13 protein-coding genes and 4 tRNA genes are annotated in these 16,198 nt (G+C 72.2%); 9 read left to right on the top strand and 8 right to left on the bottom strand.

The window, feature by feature from the left end; genetic code table 11:
- The first annotated feature begins 42 nt into the window (after positions 1-42).
- Positions 43-1,122 (top strand): phosphoribosylformylglycinamidine cyclo-ligase, encoded by a 1,080-nt coding sequence (gene purM, locus ACZ6AQ_RS22135; protein WP_468761602.1) that lies wholly within the window; start codon positions 43-45, stop codon positions 1,120-1,122.
- A 149-nt stretch (positions 1,123-1,271) separates the two neighbouring features.
- Here the strand turns inward: purM and ACZ6AQ_RS22130 are convergent, their stop codons facing one another.
- On the bottom strand, positions 1,272-1,526 hold the full coding sequence (locus ACZ6AQ_RS22130) for a DUF3073 domain-containing protein (RefSeq protein ID WP_388690059.1): 255 nt from the start codon (positions 1,524-1,526) through the stop codon (positions 1,272-1,274).
- A gap of 300 nt (positions 1,527-1,826) precedes the next feature.
- The gene (locus ACZ6AQ_RS22125) at positions 1,827-2,927 is read right to left on the bottom strand and encodes a Leu/Phe/Val dehydrogenase (RefSeq protein WP_468761600.1); all 1,101 of its coding nucleotides are present in this window, start codon (positions 2,925-2,927) and stop codon (positions 1,827-1,829) included.
- 156 nt (positions 2,928-3,083) lie between these two features.
- On the opposite strand from ACZ6AQ_RS22125, the gene ACZ6AQ_RS22120 reads away from it, so the two are divergent.
- Both ACZ6AQ_RS22120 and bldC read left to right on the top strand, forming a co-directional pair.
- Positions 3,084-3,944: a DUF8083 family protein gene (locus ACZ6AQ_RS22120; protein ID WP_388690055.1), complete on the top strand. Its 861-nt coding sequence runs from the start codon at positions 3,084-3,086 to the stop codon at positions 3,942-3,944.
- 716 nt (positions 3,945-4,660) lie between these two features.
- Positions 4,661-4,867, top strand: a complete 207-nt coding sequence (gene bldC / locus ACZ6AQ_RS22115; RefSeq protein WP_003949541.1) for a developmental transcriptional regulator BldC — start codon at positions 4,661-4,663, stop codon at positions 4,865-4,867.
- Positions 4,868-5,196: 329 nt separating this feature from the next.
- On the opposite strand, the gene ACZ6AQ_RS22110 is transcribed toward bldC, so the two are convergent.
- From ACZ6AQ_RS22110 to hrpA, 3 genes are all read right to left on the bottom strand, one after another.
- Positions 5,197-5,496 (bottom strand): DUF6274 family protein, encoded by a 300-nt coding sequence (locus tag ACZ6AQ_RS22110; RefSeq protein ID WP_468761598.1) that lies wholly within the window; start codon positions 5,494-5,496, stop codon positions 5,197-5,199.
- A gap of 126 nt (positions 5,497-5,622) precedes the next feature.
- Positions 5,623-5,696, bottom strand: a tRNA-Asp gene (locus ACZ6AQ_RS22105).
- Between the two features lie 144 nt (positions 5,697-5,840).
- Positions 5,841-9,824: an ATP-dependent RNA helicase HrpA gene (gene hrpA, locus ACZ6AQ_RS22100; protein WP_468761596.1), complete on the bottom strand. Its 3,984-nt coding sequence runs from the start codon at positions 9,822-9,824 to the stop codon at positions 5,841-5,843.
- Positions 9,825-9,996: 172 nt separating this feature from the next.
- On the opposite strand from hrpA, the gene ACZ6AQ_RS22095 reads away from it, so the two are divergent.
- Genes ACZ6AQ_RS22095 through ACZ6AQ_RS22085 form a run of 3 tightly spaced genes read left to right on the top strand, consistent with a single transcriptional unit; the run spans position 9,997 to position 12,050 of the window.
- Positions 9,997-10,380, top strand: coding sequence for a hypothetical protein (locus ACZ6AQ_RS22095; protein WP_468761594.1), 384 nt, complete (start codon positions 9,997-9,999; stop codon positions 10,378-10,380).
- Between the two features lie 57 nt (positions 10,381-10,437).
- Positions 10,438-11,211 (top strand): DsbA family protein, encoded by a 774-nt coding sequence (locus ACZ6AQ_RS22090; RefSeq protein ID WP_468761593.1) that lies wholly within the window; start codon positions 10,438-10,440, stop codon positions 11,209-11,211.
- The gene (locus ACZ6AQ_RS22085; RefSeq protein ID WP_468761591.1) at positions 11,208-12,050 is read left to right on the top strand and encodes a cytochrome c biogenesis CcdA family protein; all 843 of its coding nucleotides are present in this window, start codon (positions 11,208-11,210) and stop codon (positions 12,048-12,050) included. Before ACZ6AQ_RS22090 ends, ACZ6AQ_RS22085 begins: the two co-directional genes overlap by 4 nt.
- Before the next feature lie 138 nt (positions 12,051-12,188).
- Here the strand turns inward: ACZ6AQ_RS22085 and ACZ6AQ_RS22080 are convergent.
- The 3 genes from ACZ6AQ_RS22080 to ACZ6AQ_RS22070 form a co-directional block, all read right to left on the bottom strand.
- Positions 12,189-12,262: transfer RNA gene (locus ACZ6AQ_RS22080), tRNA-Phe, on the bottom strand.
- Positions 12,263-12,284: 22 nt separating this feature from the next.
- Positions 12,285-12,358: transfer RNA gene (locus ACZ6AQ_RS22075), tRNA-Asp, on the bottom strand.
- A 40-nt stretch (positions 12,359-12,398) separates the two neighbouring features.
- Positions 12,399-12,471: transfer RNA gene (locus tag ACZ6AQ_RS22070), tRNA-Glu, on the bottom strand.
- A gap of 104 nt (positions 12,472-12,575) precedes the next feature.
- Here ACZ6AQ_RS22070 and ACZ6AQ_RS22065 point away from each other — a divergent pair.
- The 3 genes from ACZ6AQ_RS22065 (at position 12,576) to ACZ6AQ_RS22055 (ending at position 16,140) form a co-directional block, all read left to right on the top strand.
- Positions 12,576-12,926: a metallopeptidase family protein gene (locus ACZ6AQ_RS22065; protein ID WP_467388292.1), complete on the top strand. Its 351-nt coding sequence runs from the start codon at positions 12,576-12,578 to the stop codon at positions 12,924-12,926.
- A gap of 176 nt (positions 12,927-13,102) precedes the next feature.
- The gene (locus ACZ6AQ_RS22060) at positions 13,103-13,783 is read left to right on the top strand and encodes a hypothetical protein (RefSeq protein ID WP_468761589.1); all 681 of its coding nucleotides are present in this window, start codon (positions 13,103-13,105) and stop codon (positions 13,781-13,783) included.
- A 200-nt stretch (positions 13,784-13,983) separates the two neighbouring features.
- Positions 13,984-16,140, top strand: coding sequence for a DEAD/DEAH box helicase (locus ACZ6AQ_RS22055; RefSeq protein WP_468761587.1), 2,157 nt, complete (start codon positions 13,984-13,986; stop codon positions 16,138-16,140).
- Positions 16,141-16,198 lie beyond the last annotated feature (58 nt).

The following is a 16,198-nucleotide window of genomic DNA, read 5'->3' as shown; positions in this document are numbered from 1 at the left end:
CCCGCTGCGCACCCGCAGTAACGACACGAAAGTTCTCAACCCATGTCTGAGACCCCCAGTGCCGAAGGCGGCGCCAGCTACGCGTCCGCGGGCGTGGACATCGAGGCGGGCGACCGCGCCGTCGAGCTGATGAAGGAGTGGGTGAAGAAGACGCGGCGCCCCGAGGTCCTGGGCGGCCTCGGCGGGTTCGCCGGCCTCTTCGACGCCTCCGCCCTCAAGCGCTACGAGCGTCCCCTGCTGGCCTCCGCGACCGACGGCGTCGGCACCAAGGTCGACGTCGCCCGCCAGATGGGCGTGTACGACACGATCGGCCACGACCTGGTCGCGATGGTCATGGACGACATCGTCGTCTGCGGCGCCGAACCGCTCTTCATGACCGACTACATCTGCGTGGGCAAGGTCCACCCGGAGCGGGTCGCCGCCATCGTCAAGGGCATCGCCGAGGGCTGCGTCCTGGCCGGCTGCGCCCTGGTCGGCGGCGAGACCGCGGAGCACCCGGGCCTCCTCGGCCCGGACGACTTCGACGTGGCCGGCGCGGGCACGGGCGTCGTGGAACACGACCGCCTCCTCGGCCCCGACCGCATCCGTACGGGTGACGCGGTCATCGCCATGGCCTCTTCCGGTCTTCACTCCAACGGGTACTCGCTCGTGCGGCACGTGGTCTTCGACCGCGCGGGCATGACCCTGGACCAGCGGGTCGAGGAGCTGGGCCGGACGCTCGGCGAGGAGCTGCTCGAACCGACGAAGATCTACTCGCTCGACTGCCTGGCCCTCACCCGCACCACGGACGTCCACGCCTTCAGCCACATCACGGGCGGCGGCCTCGCCGCCAACCTGGCCCGGGTGATCCCGGACGGCCTGCACGCCACCGTCGACCGGTCGACCTGGACCCCGGGCGCGGTCTTCGACCTGGTCGGCACGGCCGGGCGGGTGGAGCGCCTGGAGCTGGAGAAGACCCTCAACATGGGCGTCGGCATGATGGCCGTCGTACCGGCCGATGCGGTGGACGTCGCCCTGACGACGCTGGCGGACCGGGGCGTGGAGTCCTGGGTCGCGGGCGAGATCACCGAGCGCGGCGACCGCGCCACCGGCGCCGAGCTGGTCGGGGACTACGCGCGCTGAGACCGGGAGGCGTCATCGATCGGGGGTGCCCTCAGGGGTGCCCCCGATCCGGCTCTCCGGGCGGGGGGAGCGGCGGCGCTCCGGGCGCACGCGGACAGCACGGAAACCCGGCCGGGGCGTACCGGGCCGGGTTTCGGTGATGCAGAAGGTCAAGCGCGACGCGGGGACGAAGAAGGACCGGACCGGTCGTCCTCGTCCTCGTCGTCCGTGTTGTAGAGATCCGCGTACTGGGCGTACGGGTCGTCTTCCTCGTCGTCGTCCTCGAACGGCTCGCCATTCGGCGGCTGGCTCGAAGTCGAAGCGCCCAGCTCATTGGCCAGACGCGTCAGGTCCGTCCCGCCGCTGCTGTACTTCAGCTGGCGGGCGACCTTGGTCTGCTTGGCCTTTGCCCGGCCGCGCCCCATGGCTCGACCCCCTCGGTGACGGGGCTCGATGGCCCCAGAGTCTTGACACGCGTTCATGGTTCGGAACGGGCTCTCGACGGAGAGACCGGCCCGTAGGGCTTCAACGGTACCTGTTTCCGCGGGCCTACGGTACGCCGTGCGCATCACATACCCCGGTACAGAACCTTCGAGGAGCCCTTTCCTCGCTGGTCAGTCGCGATTTTAACCTCTTCCGGGGGTCCGACCCGCCGAGGGGGGTGAGGGAAGTCTCCCCCGGACCCCCCGGCGGCGGGCCGGGACCGGACGCGGCCGGGGCGCGGTTCAGCCGCGCCGCGCCTCCGCCATCCGCTGCTCCGCGATCCGGTCGGCCGCCGCGGCCGGCGGGATCCCGTCCTCCTTCGCACGCGCGAAGATCGAGAGCGTGGTGTCGAAGATCTTCGCCGCCTTCGCCCTGCACCGCTCGAAGTCGAAGCCGTGCAGCTCGTCCGCGACCTGGATCACGCCGCCGGCGTTGACCACGTAGTCGGGCGCGTAGAGGATGCCGCGGTCCTCCAGGTCCTTCTCGACGCCGAGGTGGGCGAGCTGGTTGTTGGCCGCGCCGCAGACGATCTTCGCGGTGAGGACCGGCACGGTGTCGTCGTTCAGGGCGCCGCCGAGCGCGCAGGGCGCGTAGACGTCCAGGCCCTCGACGCGGATCAGCGCGTCGGTGTCGGCGACCGCCTTCACCTCCGGGTGCCGGTCGGTGATCCGGCGCACCGACTCCTCGCGCACGTCGGTGACGTACACCTCGGCGCCGTCCTCCAGGAGGTGCCCGACGAGGTGGTGGCCGACCTTGCCGACGCCCGCGACGCCGATCCGGCGGCCGCGCAGGGTGGGGTCGCCCCACAGGAACTGCGCGGAGGCGCGCATGCCCTGGAAGACGCCGAAGGCGGTGAGGACGGAGGAGTCGCCGGCGCCGCCGTTCTCGGGGGAGCGGCCGGTGGTCCACGCGTTCTCGCGGGCGACGACGTCCATGTCGGCGACGTAGGTGCCGACGTCGCAGGCCGTGACGTACCGGCCGCCGAGGGAGGCGACGAAACGCCCGTAGGCGAGGAGGAGTTCCTCCGTCTTGATCTGCTCCGGGTCGCCGATGATGACGGCCTTGCCGCCCCCGTGGTCGAGACCGGCCAGGGCGTTCTTGTACGACATGCCGCGTGCCAGGTTGAGCGCGTCGGCGACCGCCTCCGCCTCGGTGGCGTACGGGTGGAAGCGGGTGCCGCCGAGGGCGGGGCCCAGGGTGGTGGAGTGGAGGGCGATGACGGCCTTCAGGCCGGTGGCACGGTCCTGGCAGAGCACGACCTGCTCATGGCCGCCCCGCTCCGAACGGAACAGGGTCTGCAGCACGTCGGCGGGGTCGACAGGAACGCCGGTCACATCGGTCACGGTGGTGACTCCCGGGTAGGAAGCGGCGGTTGTGGCCCTCCCTGTGGGTGGGGGAGGGACCGGTTCGGCACGAGGGTAAGCGCTACCAGGGCGTAGATCAGCCGTAGTGCGCGGGATCACCCCCTCGGGGGGTACCGCCGTGGAAGGATTCGCGGCATGTCGGTCCCCTCCCCGGTCCCCGTTCCCTACGCGTCCTATCTGCGGGTGTACGAACCGCTGGCCGCGTTCCCCGAGCCGGAGCGGACCCACTGGTCCCGGTACGCGCGGCGGCCCCGCACCCCGGGGGCGCAGGAGGAGCTGCGCCGGTCGCTCGCGGACCTGCTGCCGGTGCCCCCGGTGCCCGTCCCGGTGCACGAGAGCGGGGAGGCGTTCGTCGCGCACCTGGACGGGGCGGTGGTGATCTGCCCGTGGCGGACCCGGCTGCGCGGCTGGCTGGCCCTGGAGGAGCTGGAGGCGGAGGGGTACCCGGAGCCGGTGCTCGACGCGATGCTCCCGCCGGTGGTGCGCGCGCAGGTGGCGGCGGACCACGAGCGGTGGCGGGCGCGGAACCCGGACGCGCGGCCGTGGATCCGGACGGCGGTCTGGCAGGTGCCGTTGCGCTGGTTCGCGCTCTTCGGGGACGAGGACCGGCGGTACGAGCCGGGGGAGCCGGCGGACGGGGGGCCGGGCCGGGCGCCGGTGCTGCGGTACCGGACGACGATGGCGCAGGCGCGGCGCCGGCTCGCGCGGGCGCTCCGGACGCTGCGGGAGTCGATCGACGAAGGTCCCATGACGGAGGGTCTGGTCGAGGTGGGGCGCTGGCTGGAGGAGTTCCACCCGAGGTCCCTGGTGGAGCTGGACTTCGGGGGCCTCGTGCACGCGGCCACGGCCGAGTGGCTGGCGGAGGAGCGGTCGGCGGCCCAGCTGGCCGAGGGGATCGCCGCGCTGCGGGCGGGGGACGGCGAGGCGGCGGGCGAGGTGTACGGGCGGCTCGCCGAGCGCTGGCGGGCGGTCGGGGACCTGCGGTTCGCGAACTGACCGGGAGGGGGCGGGCTCCGGGGCGGCCCGGGGACGGTACGGGCCGGGATCCCGGACGGTACGGCCCGCGGCCCGGGTCCCGGTCCGTCCCGGGGCCGTGGTCAGGGGCGCGCGGAGCGCGAAGTGACATCAGTCGGGCATCTTCGTCAGGTCGGTATCGACAAGACATGTCCGACCGGGGTAAATGATCTTCGAGGTCTCCGGAGCCGACGGCTCCGGGTCCCTCCGCGTCCGCTTCCTCCGGCCCGGGTCCTCCGGCTCCCGTCCGGTGGGGACGTTGGTCCCGATCCGGGCCTTTGGCTCAAGCGTGACGGACAGCACGTAATGCACCCTTGCGCCGATCCCCCATCCTCGTGCCAAAATAGGACAAGGAGTCCGGGGAGGGTTCCTTCCGCCCAAGTATGGGCGGAACGCTCAGCATTGCACTCTATGGGGGGTCTGAGGACTCCTGATCGCGCCTGTGACTGATCGTCACAGGCGCGTGACTGTCCGTTATGGCATGGTCCATCGACTTCCGCCGCTGATGAACACCTGCGAGGGCAATTCCATCGGTTTGGCCGACGTGGCTGGACGGATGGTGTAGTTGTAGTGCCGAGGACAAGCCGTTCGTCCTATAACCGACTCGGCCCGCTTCTGCCATTTCGGGCAACGCGGGTCAAGGTGCAGAATTTAGAGGAAAGAACCGAGATGGTTCGGTTCTCCCGAGGAGGCCGCTCATGACCGCTCGCACCCCTGATGCCGAGCCGCTGCTGACCCCTGCCGAGGTTGCCACGATGTTCCGTGTGGACCCGAAGACGGTGACCCGTTGGGCCAAGGCGGGCAAGCTCACGTCCATCCGCACCCTGGGTGGGCACCGCCGGTACCGCGAGGCCGAGGTCCGCGCGCTGCTGGCGGGCATTCCGCAGCAGCGCAGCGAGGCCTGAGGTCGCGTGACACCCCGCAGTACCCCGTAGTACCGGGCCCGTCCGGACCCCCCAATCCGGTCGCCCACCCCTAGCTCTGCCGGCGTGCGCCTGCCCCAACAGGCCCTCGTCGTACGATCGCGCTGGACTCCGCCGGGTCCAGCGCGATCTTTTTGTGTCCGGCGCCGCGCCCGGTTCCGACGTGCAATTGCACATATTAAATCGGACTGGTGTAGGGAGGGTGTAAGTGAAGCGGTTTCTGAAACGCTTTCAGTGACACCCGTCACAGGCGCGAACACTTGCCAACGGACGGCCGGCTCCCTCCCGCCCGGCGCCCAACGCCCCTTCGGTCACGGGTCGGTGGGCTTCCCGGGCGCCGGGGTCCCCCCGGGTCCTCCGGGTTCCCCGGCCTCTCTGAACTCTCCGGGCTCCCCCGGCTTCCCCGGCTCCGCGGTCCCCGCAGTGCCCGAGGGTTCCCCGGGTGCCGCGGGTTCCCCGGGGTCGGCGGGCTCGGCGGCCTCCATGGCGAGCCTCAGGAGGCGGTGGCAGACCGTGCAGCGCCGCGTGAGGTGCCCGTACCGCGACGCGGCCGCCAGGTGGGCGCGCAGGAGCGCTCGTGTGTCGTGTCGTGCTGCGGACGCCGCGGCCATGCGCGACCACCTCCGGTCGGGTCCCCCGATTCCCTGGAAGACCGGAGTACCGGCGGGCGCGGGCTCCCGTCAAGACACCGGGACACAACGAAGGCCCGCATCTCACGATGCGGGCCTTCGGTACGGCGATCCTGACGGGACTTGAACCCGCGACCTCCACCTTGACAGGGTGGCGAGCTAACCAACTGCTCCACAGGACCTTGGTCGCAGCCTCTGTAAAGCGGCTGCGAAGAAGACTGTACAGCAGGTCAGCGGGTGCGGTCGAACTCACCCACGGCGAGGGCCCGGCTACGGATCCGCGCGGACCCGTGCGGGCCCTCGCGGACCCGACCGCGCGGGCCCCGCTACGGCACCGCCGCGTCGATCGCCTTCACGATCCGCTTGTCCGACACCGGGTACGCCGTCCCCAGGGCGTGCGCGAAGTAGCTCACCCGCAGCTCCTCGATCATCCAGCGGATGTCGGTGACCGAGGACGGCACCGGCCGGCCCTTCGGGAGCTGTTCGAGCAGCCAGGCGTACTCGTCCTGCATCTCCCGGACCTTCTCCATCCGGGTGGTGTCCCGCTGGACCCCGGTCGGCATCTGCTGGAGCCGCCGGTCCACCGCCACCAGGTAGCGCATCAGGTCCGGGAGCCGCTTCAGGCCGGTGCGGGTGACGAAGCCGGCCGGCACCAGCCGGTCCAGCTGCTCCCGCACGTCCCGGAGGTTCGGCAGCAGGGCCGGGCTGGTCGTGGCCTTCAGGCGCCGCTCGCAGGCGTGCCAGGCCGCCAGGATCTGCTGGACCTGGCCCACCGTCCGCACCGTCGTGTCCACGAGGTCCGCGCGGACCCCGTCGTACAGCTTCCGGAAGGACGCCTCGTCCCACACGGGGCCGCCGTGGTCCGCGATCAGCTTGTCGGCGGCGGCGGTCGCGCAGTCCTCGAAGAGGGCCTGGATCGAGCCGTGCGGGTTCGAGGACAGGGCCAGCTTCTGCTGGTTGGTCAGCTTGTCCGAGGCGAACTTCGCCGGGTTCACCGGGATGTTCAGCATGATCAGCTTCCGGGTGCCCCGCCACATCGCGAGCGCCTGCTCGGCCTCCGAGTCGAAGAGCCGCACGGCCACCGAGTCGCCCTCGTCGACCAGCGCCGGGAACGCCTTCACCGGCTGGCCGGCCCGCTTGGTCTCGAAGACCTTCGTCAGCGTCCCGATCGTCCAGTCCTTGAGGCCCGTGCGCTCCAGGGAGGGCCCGGAGCCGTCCGGGCCGCCCGTCGCCGCCGCGGCGGCCTGGGAGAGCGCCTGACGGGCCTTGGGGCGCAGCTTCAGGCGCAGCGCCTCCAGGTCCTTGTCCTCGGCCAGCTTCCGGCGCCGCTCGTCCACGATCCGGAAGGTCACCTTGAGGTGCTCGGGCACCTTCGCCCAGTCGAAGTCCTCGGCCGTGACCGGGACGCCGACCATCCGGTGGAGCTCCCGGGCGAGCGCGCCCGTCAGCGGCTCCTGGACGGGGACCACGGAGTCGAGGAAGCGGGTCGCGAAGTTCGGCGCCGGGACGTAGTGGCGGCGGATCGGCTTCGGCAGGGAGCGGATCAGCTCCGTGACGACCTCCGTCCGCAGTCCCGGGATCTGCCACTCGAAGCCCTCGTCCGTCACCTGGTTGAGCACCTGGAGCGGGATGTGGACGGTCACGCCGTCCGCGTCCGCGCCCGGCTCGAACTGGTACGTCACCCGGAACTTGAGCGCGCCCTGCCGCCACGAGTCCGGGTAGTCGTCCTTGGTGACGGCCCCCGCCTTCTCGTTGATGAGCATCTCGCGCTCGAAGTCGAGGAACTCCGCCGCAGCGCCTCCTTCGCGGAGCTTGTGCTTCCACCAGGAGTCGAAGTGGGCCCCGGAGACGACGTGTTCGGGGACGCGCTTGTCGTAGAAGTCGAAGAGCGTCTCGTCGTCCACCAGGATGTCCCGGCGGCGGGCGCGGTGCTCCAGCTCCTCGACCTCCGTGAGGAGCCTGCGGTTGTCCGCGAAGAACTTGTGGTGGGTGCGCCAGTCGCCCTCGACCAGCGCGTTCCTGATGAACAGCTCCCGGGAGACCTCCGGGTCGATCCGCCCGTAGTTCACCTTGCGGTCGGCGACGATCGGGACGCCGTACAGCGTCACCTTCTCGAACGCCATGACGGCCGCCTGGTCCTTCTCCCAGTGCGGCTCGCTGTACGTCTTCTTCACCAGGTGCTGGGCGAGCGGCTCGATCCACTCGGGCTCGATCCGGGCGTTGACCCGGGCCCACAGCCGCGAGGTCTCCACCAGCTCGGCGGACATGACGAAGCGCGGGGGCTTCTTGAAGAGCGCGGAGCCGGGGAAGATCGCGAACTTGGCGTTCCGCGCGCCCAGGTACTCGCCGCGGCCGCCCTCCCGGCGCCCGCCCTCCTTCGCCCCGTCCTTGGACTCCTTCACGTCCTTCAGGCCGATGTGCGAGAGGAGACCGGCGAGCAGGGAGACGTGCACGGACTGTTCGGGCGCGTCTTCTTCGTTGGGGTGGATGCCCATCTGCCGGGCGACCGTCCGCAGCTGGGTGTAGATGTCCTGCCACTCGCGGATGCGGAGGAAGTTCAGGTACTCCTGCTTGCACATCCGGCGGAACGAGGACGAGCCGCGCTCCTTCTGCTGCTCGCGGACGTACCGCCACAGGTTCAGGAAGGCGAGGAAGTCGCTGGTCTCGTCCTTGAACCGGGCGTGCTGCTGGTCGGCCTGCGCCTGCTTCTCCGAGGGCCGTTCGCGCGGGTCCTGGATGGAGAGCGCCGCCGCGATGACCATGACCTCGCGGGCGCAGCCGTTCCGGTCGGCCTCCAGGACCATGCGGGCGAGCCTCGGGTCCACGGGCAGCTGGGAGAGCTTGCGGCCCTGTTCCGTCAGCCGCTTCCTCGGGTCCTTCTCGGCCGGGTCGATCGCGCCCAGTTCGTGGAGGAGCTGCACGCCGTCCCGGATGTTGCGGTGGTCCGGCGGGTCGATGAAGGGGAACTTCTCGATGTCGCCGAGGCCGGCGGCGGTCATCTGGAGGATGACGGAGGCCAGGTTCGTGCGGAGGATCTCGGCGTCCGTGAACTCGGGCCGCGAGAGGAAGTCGTCCTCCGAGTACAGCCGGACGCAGATGCCGTCGGACGTACGGCCGCAGCGGCCCTTGCGCTGGTTGGCGCTGGCCTGGCTGATGGGCTCGATCGGCAGCCGCTGCACCTTGGTCCGGTGCGAGTAGCGGGAGATGCGGGCGGTGCCCGGGTCGATGACGTACTTGATGCCGGGGACGGTCAGGGAGGTCTCGGCGACGTTCGTCGCGAGGACGATCCGGCGCCCGGAGTGCGCCTGGAACACCCGGTGCTGTTCGGCGTGCGAGAGGCGCGCGTAGAGGGGGAGCACCTCGGTGTTCCGCAGGTTCCGCTTCAGCAGCGCGTCCGCCGTGTCGCGGATCTCGCGCTCGCCGGAGAGGAAGACCAGGATGTCGCCGGGCCCCTCGGCCTGGAGCTCGTCGACGGCGTCGCAGATCGCGGTGATCTGGTCGCGGTCGGAGTCCTCGGAGTCCTCTTCGAGGAGGGGGCGGTAGCGGACCTCGACGGGGTACGTGCGCCCGCTGACCTCCACGATCGGGGCGTCCCCGAAGTGCCGGGAGAAGCGCTCGGGGTCGATGGTCGCGGAGGTGATCACGACCTTGAGGTCGGGGCGCCTGGGGAGCAGCTGGGCCAGGTAGCCGAGCAGGAAGTCGATGTTGAGGGACCGCTCGTGGGCCTCGTCGATGATGATCGTGTCGTAGGCGCGCAGCTCGCGGTCCGTCTGGATCTCCGCGAGCAGGATGCCGTCGGTCATCAGCTTCACGAAGGTCGCCTCGGGGTTCACCTGGTCGGTGAAGCGGACCTTCCAGCCGACGGCCTCGCCCAGCGGGGTCCTCAGCTCCTCGGCGACGCGCTCGGCGACGGTGCGGGCGGCGATCCGGCGGGGCTGGGTGTGCCCGATCATGCCCCGGACGCCCCGGCCCAGCTCCAGGCAGATCTTGGGGATCTGGGTGGTCTTCCCGGAGCCCGTCTCACCGGCGACGATCACGACCTGGTGGTCGCGTATCGCCTCCAGGATCTCGTCCTTCTTCTGCGAGACGGGGAGCTGTTCGGGGTAGGTGACGGCGGGCACGCGGGCGGCGCGCGCGTCGACGCGCTCCTTGGCCTTGGCCGCCTCGGCGGCGATCTCGTCCAGGACGGCCGCGCGGGCCTCGGGCTTGCGGATGCGGCGGGCGCCTTCGAGACGGCGGCCGAGCCGGTGGGAGTCCCGCAGCGAGACCCCGGCCAGGACGGACTGGAGGGCGGCGAAGGAAGTAGACATACGGAATCCAGGATCGCACCTGCGGCCGAGAAGCGGCGAACCGATTTACGAGGGGCACGTCCCGGAGGTCCGGCGGGGGCCGGCCGGGGAGGGGCCGGGACGCGCGGTGCCGGGGCCGGCCGGGCGGAGTGCGTACTATTTCGGGCACGTCGACCGGACCGGAGAGTTCTGCATGTTCCGCACCACCCGCGCGCCGGCGGCGTTCGCCGCGCTCCTGGGGCTGGTGCTGGGACTGCTCGCGTGCGGGGCGTTCGCGCGGACGGAGCCCGCCGGGGCCCCGCACGCCGGGGACGCCGTCGCCGTCGCCGTCGTCTCCGCCCCGGGCGCCCCCGTGCCCGGCTGCGATCCGGGCCGTTCCGCCGGGGGGACGGACGAGCCCCTCGTGCCGCCGCGCGCGCACGGCTTCGCGGAGCTGCTGCCCGCCCTCGCCGCCGACCGCGTGCCGTGCGGCGTCCGGCCCGTGGACGCGGCGGCCGGCGCCCGGCCGATGCCGGGGCGGGAACCCCCCGCGCGCGTACCGCCGTCGCCCGTGGAGCTGTCGGTCCTGAGGGTGTAGACGGACGGCCGTCCTCCGCCGTCCTGTCCTTCCCCTTCTCCTCGGGAGCGCTTCCGCATGCCTGCCTCTTCTTCTTCCTCCTCCTCCAGGTCCCGGCCCGTCGCGATCGTCGCCGGAGTGGCGACCGCCGCCGTGCTGCTCGGCGTCGTCTCCTACACCGCCACCAAGCCCGCGGCCCCCGGCGCCTCCGGTGCGGCCGCCGTCGCGGAGGTCTCCGCCGACCCGTCCGCCGGCGTGTACGCGCGACTGGAGGCGTACGCCCGCCGCGACGCCTCCGACAAGCTCGCCCTGGGCCGGGCCGACGCGCCCGTGGTGCTCGTCGAGTACGCCGACTTCAAGTGCGGCTACTGCGGGAAGTTCGCCCGGGACACCGAACCGGCCCTGGTGGAGAAGTACGTCGGGAACGGCACCCTGCGCATCGAGTGGCGGAACTTCCCGATCTTCGGGGAGGAGTCGGAGGCCGTCGCCCGCGCCTCCTGGGCGGCCGGACAGCAGGGCCGTTTCTGGGAGTTCCACAAGGCGGCCTACGCGGAGGGCGCCAAGGAGAAGGGGTTCGGCGGGGACCGGCTCGCCGCCCTCGCGAAGGAGGCGGGCGTCCCCGACGCGGCCCGGTTCGCGCGCGACAGCGAGGGGGAGGCGGCCCGCGCGGCCGTGCGGAAGGACCAGGAGGAGGGGTACGCGCTCGGCGCCACCTCCACCCCGTCCTTCCTGGTCAACGGCCGTCCGATCGCGGGCGCGCAGTCGCTGGGGACCTTCACGGAGGCGATCGAGGCCGCGGCGAGGGCGAAGGGCGCGGAGAAGTCCGCGCGGCCCTCCGGGAGCGGACGGTGACCTCCGGGATCGGGTACTTCGCCGCCTTCCTCGGCGGGCTGCTCGCCCTGCTCAGCCCCTGCAGCGCGCTGCTGCTGCCCGCCTTCTTCGCGTACTCGATCGACACGCGCGCGAAGCTGGTCGCCAGGACCGGCGTCCTCTACGCGGGCCTGGCGACCACCCTCGTCCCGCTCGGGGCGGCCGGTTCGCTGGCGGGCCGGTTCTTCTACGGCCACCGGGACCTGCTCGTCACGGCCGGGGGCCTGCTGATCGTCGGGCTCGGCGTCCTCCAGATCCTCGGGCTGGGCTTCGCCTCCCGCCGGATCGCGGAGGCGAGCGGCCGCATCCGGCCCGTGTCGGCGTTCTCCGTGTACGCCCTGGGCCTGGTCTACGGCCTCGCGGGCTTCTGCGCGGGCCCGATCCTCGGCAGCGTCCTGACGGTGGCGGCGCTGGGCGGCAGCCCGGTGTACGGGGGGCTGCTCCTCGCGGTGTACGCGCTGGGGATGGCGGTGCCGCTGTTCGTCCTGGCGCTGCTCTGGGAGCGGTACGACCTGGGCCGGCGGTCCTGGCTGCGCGGCCGGCCGCTCCGGGTGGGCCCCCTCCGGCTCCACTCGACGTCGCTGCTCTCGGGCCTGTTCTTCGTGGCCCTCGGGACGCTCTTCCTGGTCTTCGACGGGACGACCGCGCTGCCGGGTCCGTTGTCGGTGGACGACTCGTTCGCGGTGGAGCAGCGGGTGGCCTCGCTGGGCCGGGCGGTCCCGGACTGGGCGCTGCTCGTCGCGGTGGTGGCCGTGGTGGCACTGGTGCTCGCGCTGCGGGCGAGGCGGGGGAGCCGTTCGGGGGAACGCGAGGAGGTCTGACGGTACGGGGAGGGGGCGCCGCCTCCTCCCCGTACGGACGTCTCCGGCCCTGGCGCTCCGGTTCCGGCGCTCCGGTTCCGGCGCTCCGGTTCCGGGAACGACGAAGGCCCCGTTCTTTCGAACGGGGCCTTCTGTTTGTGGCTGGGGCCGGGGTCGAACCGGCGACCTATCGCTTTTCAGGCGATCGCTCGTACCAACTGAGCTACCCAGCCACGAAGCCGTCTCCAGCTTCAGCGACTCTGACGGGACTTGAACCCGCGACCTCCACCTTGACAGGGTGGCGAGCTAACCAACTGCTCCACAGAGCCAAGCTTGTGCGCGATCACTAGTCTCGCACACGGTCATGCGTGCCCCCAACGGGATTCGAACCCGTGCTACCGCCTTGAAAGGGCGACGTCCTGGGCCACTAGACGATGAGGGCTAGAGGCTCACCTGCGCACTTCCCAGTGCGTCGGGGACGTGAGAAGCATATGGGATGCCGACCGCTATCGCCAAAACGGTTTCCCGGCGGGGGAGAATGGGCGGGTGCTGGAGATGACGCGCGAGGAGTTCGAGGAGCTTGTCGCCGAGGCCCTGGACCGCATTCCGCCCGAGCTGACGCGGCTGATGGACAACGTCGCCGTGTTCGTGGAGGACGAGCCCCCCTCCGACGACCCCGAGCTGCTCGGGCTGTACGAGGGGACGCCGCTGACCGAGCGGGGCGAGTGGTACGCCGGCGTCCTTCCGGACCGGATCACGGTCTACCGGGGCCCGACGCTGCGCATGTGCGCGTCGCGCGAGGACGTGGTCGCGGAGACCGAGATCACGGTGGTGCACGAGATCGCCCACCACTTCGGCATCGACGACGAGCGGCTGCACGCGCTGGGGTACGGCTGACGCCCGACGGGCGCGGGCGCGGTCCGGGGTGGGCCCGGGGCGGCGGGCGCGGGGCGCGGTCGGGCGGGGCGCGGGGCCGTGTCCCGTGCGCGGCGGCCCGTGTCCCCCGTGGTGTCCGGGGAGTTGGGCAGGGCGACGCGTTCCGTTCCTGCCCGCTGTGTCCTGGAGGTGCCCCCGTGCGCCATTTGCCCACCCCGGTGAGATGGGCCGCCGCCGCGCTGGCCGCCGCCGCCTGTGCCGGTCTGAGCGGCTGCATGAGCGTGAGCGACGAGGGGACGGAGCCGGGGCCCGGCGCGTCCGGGGGGAAGCGGGGCGTGGCGGCCGAGACCGACGCCGGCGGCACCGGGCTGCCGGGCGGGGGCGGCGGGCACCGCAACGGCCGGCCGGACGCGGGCGGACCGGAGCCGGCCGGCGCGGGCAGGTCGGCCCCGGTGCCGAGCGGCCCGTCCGCGTCCGGCACGGCGTCCCCCGCGCCGAGCGCGCCGTCGCCCGGCGCCGTCCCGTCCGGTGGTGCGGCGGCGTCGCGGCCGGCCGGGGGCGGCCACACGGCCGGCGGGCCGGGCGGCAGCGGCGGGACCGGGGGCGGGACCGGTGGCGGCGCCGTGACCGGCGGGGGAGGCGGGACCGGCGGAGCGGGCGACGGCGGGGGCACGCCGGCCCCGGAGCCGACCGCGCCGCCCGTCGAGCCCACGCAGGAGCCGCCGCCCCCGACGCCGGAGCCGACGTCCGAACCGACCTCCCGGCCGACCGACCCGCCCAGCCCCGGACCGGACACCCAGATGGGCGCCCTGCGGAGGGCGGAGGGGATCGGCGTACCCCCGGGAACGATGACGTATCCGCAGGTGGGACCGGTGTGAAGGAGTCCGGTTTGCCATAGGTGGGGGAGGGTGCGTATGGTAGTAGATCGCTTGATCCCATTGCCCGGCGCCGACACAGAAGAGCGCCGTGTGGCGCGTACTCTCCCTAGCCGTGGCTGGACCGCATCGAGGCGGTCGTTTTGCGAAAAACACGGAGTTGACGGGCGCGTGCCGAGACTCCGGAAGGTTTCGCATTTCGCATGTCCATTTTCAGTTCTGACCACGCCGTCATGCCCGAGAACGACGAGATCGTCGAGGCCGCAGCGGCCTCCGAGATCGCCGAAGCCGTAGAGGCCGTCGAGACCGACGCGATCGAGGCCGAGGCCGAGGCCCTCCTCGAGGACGGCGCCCCGGACGAGGACTCCGCCGAGGAGCCCGCCGAGCCCACGATCACCTTCGGGGACCTCGGTCTCCCGGAGGGCGTCGTCCGCAAGCTCGCGCAGAACGGCGTGACCTCCCCCTTCCCGATCCAGGCGGCGACCATCCCGGACGCCCTGGCCGGCAAGGACATCCTCGGCCGCGGCCGTACCGGCTCCGGCAAGACCCTCTCCTTCGGTCTGCCGCTGCTCGCCGGTCTGGCCGACGGCCACACCGAGAAGAAGAAGCCCCGCGGCATCATCCTCACGCCGACGCGTGAGCTCGCGATGCAGGTCGCGGACGCCCTCCAGCCCTACGGCGACGTGCTCGGCCTCAAGATGAAGGTCGTCTGCGGCGGTACGTCCATGGGCAACCAGATCTACGCCCTGGAGCGCGGCGTCGACGTCCTCGTCGCCACCCCGGGCCGTCTGCGCGACATCATCAACCGCGGCGCCTGCTCCCTGGAGCAGGTCAAGATCGCCGTCCTCGACGAGGCCGACCAGATGGCCGACCTGGGCTTCCTGCCCGAGGTCACCGAGCTGCTCGACCAGATCCCCGGCGGCGGCCAGCGCATGCTCTTCTCCGCCACCATGGAGAACGAGATCGGCACCCTGGTCAAGCGCTACCTGACCGACCCCGTCACGCACGAGGTCGACAGCGCGCAGGGCAACGTCACGACCATGACCCACCACGTCCTCGTCGTGAAGCCGAAGGACAAGGCCCCGGTCACGGCCGCGATCGCCGCCCGCAAGGGCCGCACGATCATCTTCGTCCGCACCCAGCTCGGCGCCGACCGCATCGCCGAGCAGCTCTGCGACGCCGGTGTGAAGGCCGACGCGCTGCACGGCGGCATGACCCAGGGCGCCCGCACCCGCGTCCTGGAGGACTTCAAGAAGGGCTACGTCAACGCGCTGGTCGCGACCGACGTCGCCGCCCGCGGCATCCACGTCGACGGCATCGACCTGGTCCTGAACGTGGACCCGGCCGGCGACCACAAGGACTACCTGCACCGCTCGGGCCGCACCGCCCGTGCCGGCCGCTCCGGTGTCGTGGTCTCCCTGGCCCTGCCGCACCAGCGCCGCCAGATCTTCCGGCTGATGGAGGACGCGGGCGTCGACGCCACGCGCCACATCGTCGGCGGGGCCGGCGCGTTCGACCCGGAGGTCGCCGAGATCACCGGCGCCCGTTCGCTGACCGAGGTCCAGGCCGACTCCGCGAACAACTCCGCCAAGCAGGCCGAGCGCGAGGTCGTCGAGCTCACCAAGCAGCTGGAGCGCCTGCAGCGCCGGGCCGTCGAACTCCGCGAGGAGGCCGACCGCCTGGTGGCCCGCGCCGCCCGCGAGCGCGGCGAGGACCCGGAGACGGCCGTGGCCGAGGTGACCGAGGCCGCCGAGGCCGAGGTCGCGGCCGCCGCCGCCGAGGCCGAGCGTGCCGCGCGCGCGGAGGAGCAGCGCCGCGAGGAGCGTCCGTCCTTCCGTGACGAGCGCGGCAACTTCGAGCGCCGCGACCGGGGCGGTTCCCCCCGTGACGACCGGGGCGACCGCGGCGGTTTCCGCGGCGGCGACCGCGGTGGTGACCGTGGCGGCTTCCGTCGTGACAACGACCGTCCGTCCGGTGGTTTCCGTCGTGACGACCGTCCTTCGGGTGGTTTCAACCGTGACGGTGACCGTGGTGGTCGCCCGTTCGAGCGTCGTGACAACGACCGTCCGTCCGGCGGTTTCCGTCGTGACGACCGTCCCTCGGGTGGTTTCAACCGTGACGGCGACCGCGGTGGCCGTCCCTTCGAGCGCCGTGACGACCGCCCCTCCGGCGGTCACCGGGGCAGCGACCGTCCGTTCAACCGCGACCGCCGTGACGACCGTCCGGCCGGCGGCTTCCGCTCGGGCGGCGACCGCCCGTACGGCCGCCGCGACGACCACCGCGGCACCGGCTCGACCGGTTCGACCGGTGGCTCCTTCGGCCGCCGCGACGACAAGCCGCGCTGGAAGCGCAACGGCTGACCTCGCGCGACCTCGCGCAGAGGTACACGCGGGATCCTGAGGCAGGGCCCGTACGAGC

The organism is Streptomyces sp. NPDC041191 (genome assembly GCF_055591945.1).
Note: the sequence above shows the minus strand (reverse complement) of the source record. Positions and strands in the feature narration are given on the sequence as shown.

Bases quoted from the DNA above. Each gene is read 5' to 3' on its own strand.
- ACZ6AQ_RS22130 (WP_388690059.1), bottom strand. From the start codon at position 1,526: ATGGGGCGCGGCCGGGCAAAGGCCAAGCAGACCAAGGTCGCCCGCCAG.
- hrpA (WP_468761596.1), bottom strand. From the start codon at position 9,824: ATGTCTACTTCCTTCGCCGCCCTCCAGTCCGTCCTGGCCGGGGTCTCG.
- ACZ6AQ_RS22095 (WP_468761594.1), top strand. From the start codon at position 9,997: ATGTTCCGCACCACCCGCGCGCCGGCGGCGTTCGCCGCGCTCCTGGGG.
- purM (WP_468761602.1), top strand. From the start codon at position 43: ATGTCTGAGACCCCCAGTGCCGAAGGCGGCGCCAGCTACGCGTCCGCG.
- ACZ6AQ_RS22090 (WP_468761593.1), top strand. From the start codon at position 10,438: ATGCCTGCCTCTTCTTCTTCCTCCTCCTCCAGGTCCCGGCCCGTCGCG.
- ACZ6AQ_RS22055 (WP_468761587.1), top strand. From the start codon at position 13,984: ATGTCCATTTTCAGTTCTGACCACGCCGTCATGCCCGAGAACGACGAG.
- ACZ6AQ_RS22110 (WP_468761598.1), bottom strand. From the start codon at position 5,496: ATGGCCGCGGCGTCCGCAGCACGACACGACACACGAGCGCTCCTGCGC.
- ACZ6AQ_RS22120 (WP_388690055.1), top strand. From the start codon at position 3,084: ATGTCGGTCCCCTCCCCGGTCCCCGTTCCCTACGCGTCCTATCTGCGG.
- bldC (WP_003949541.1), top strand. From the start codon at position 4,661: ATGACCGCTCGCACCCCTGATGCCGAGCCGCTGCTGACCCCTGCCGAG.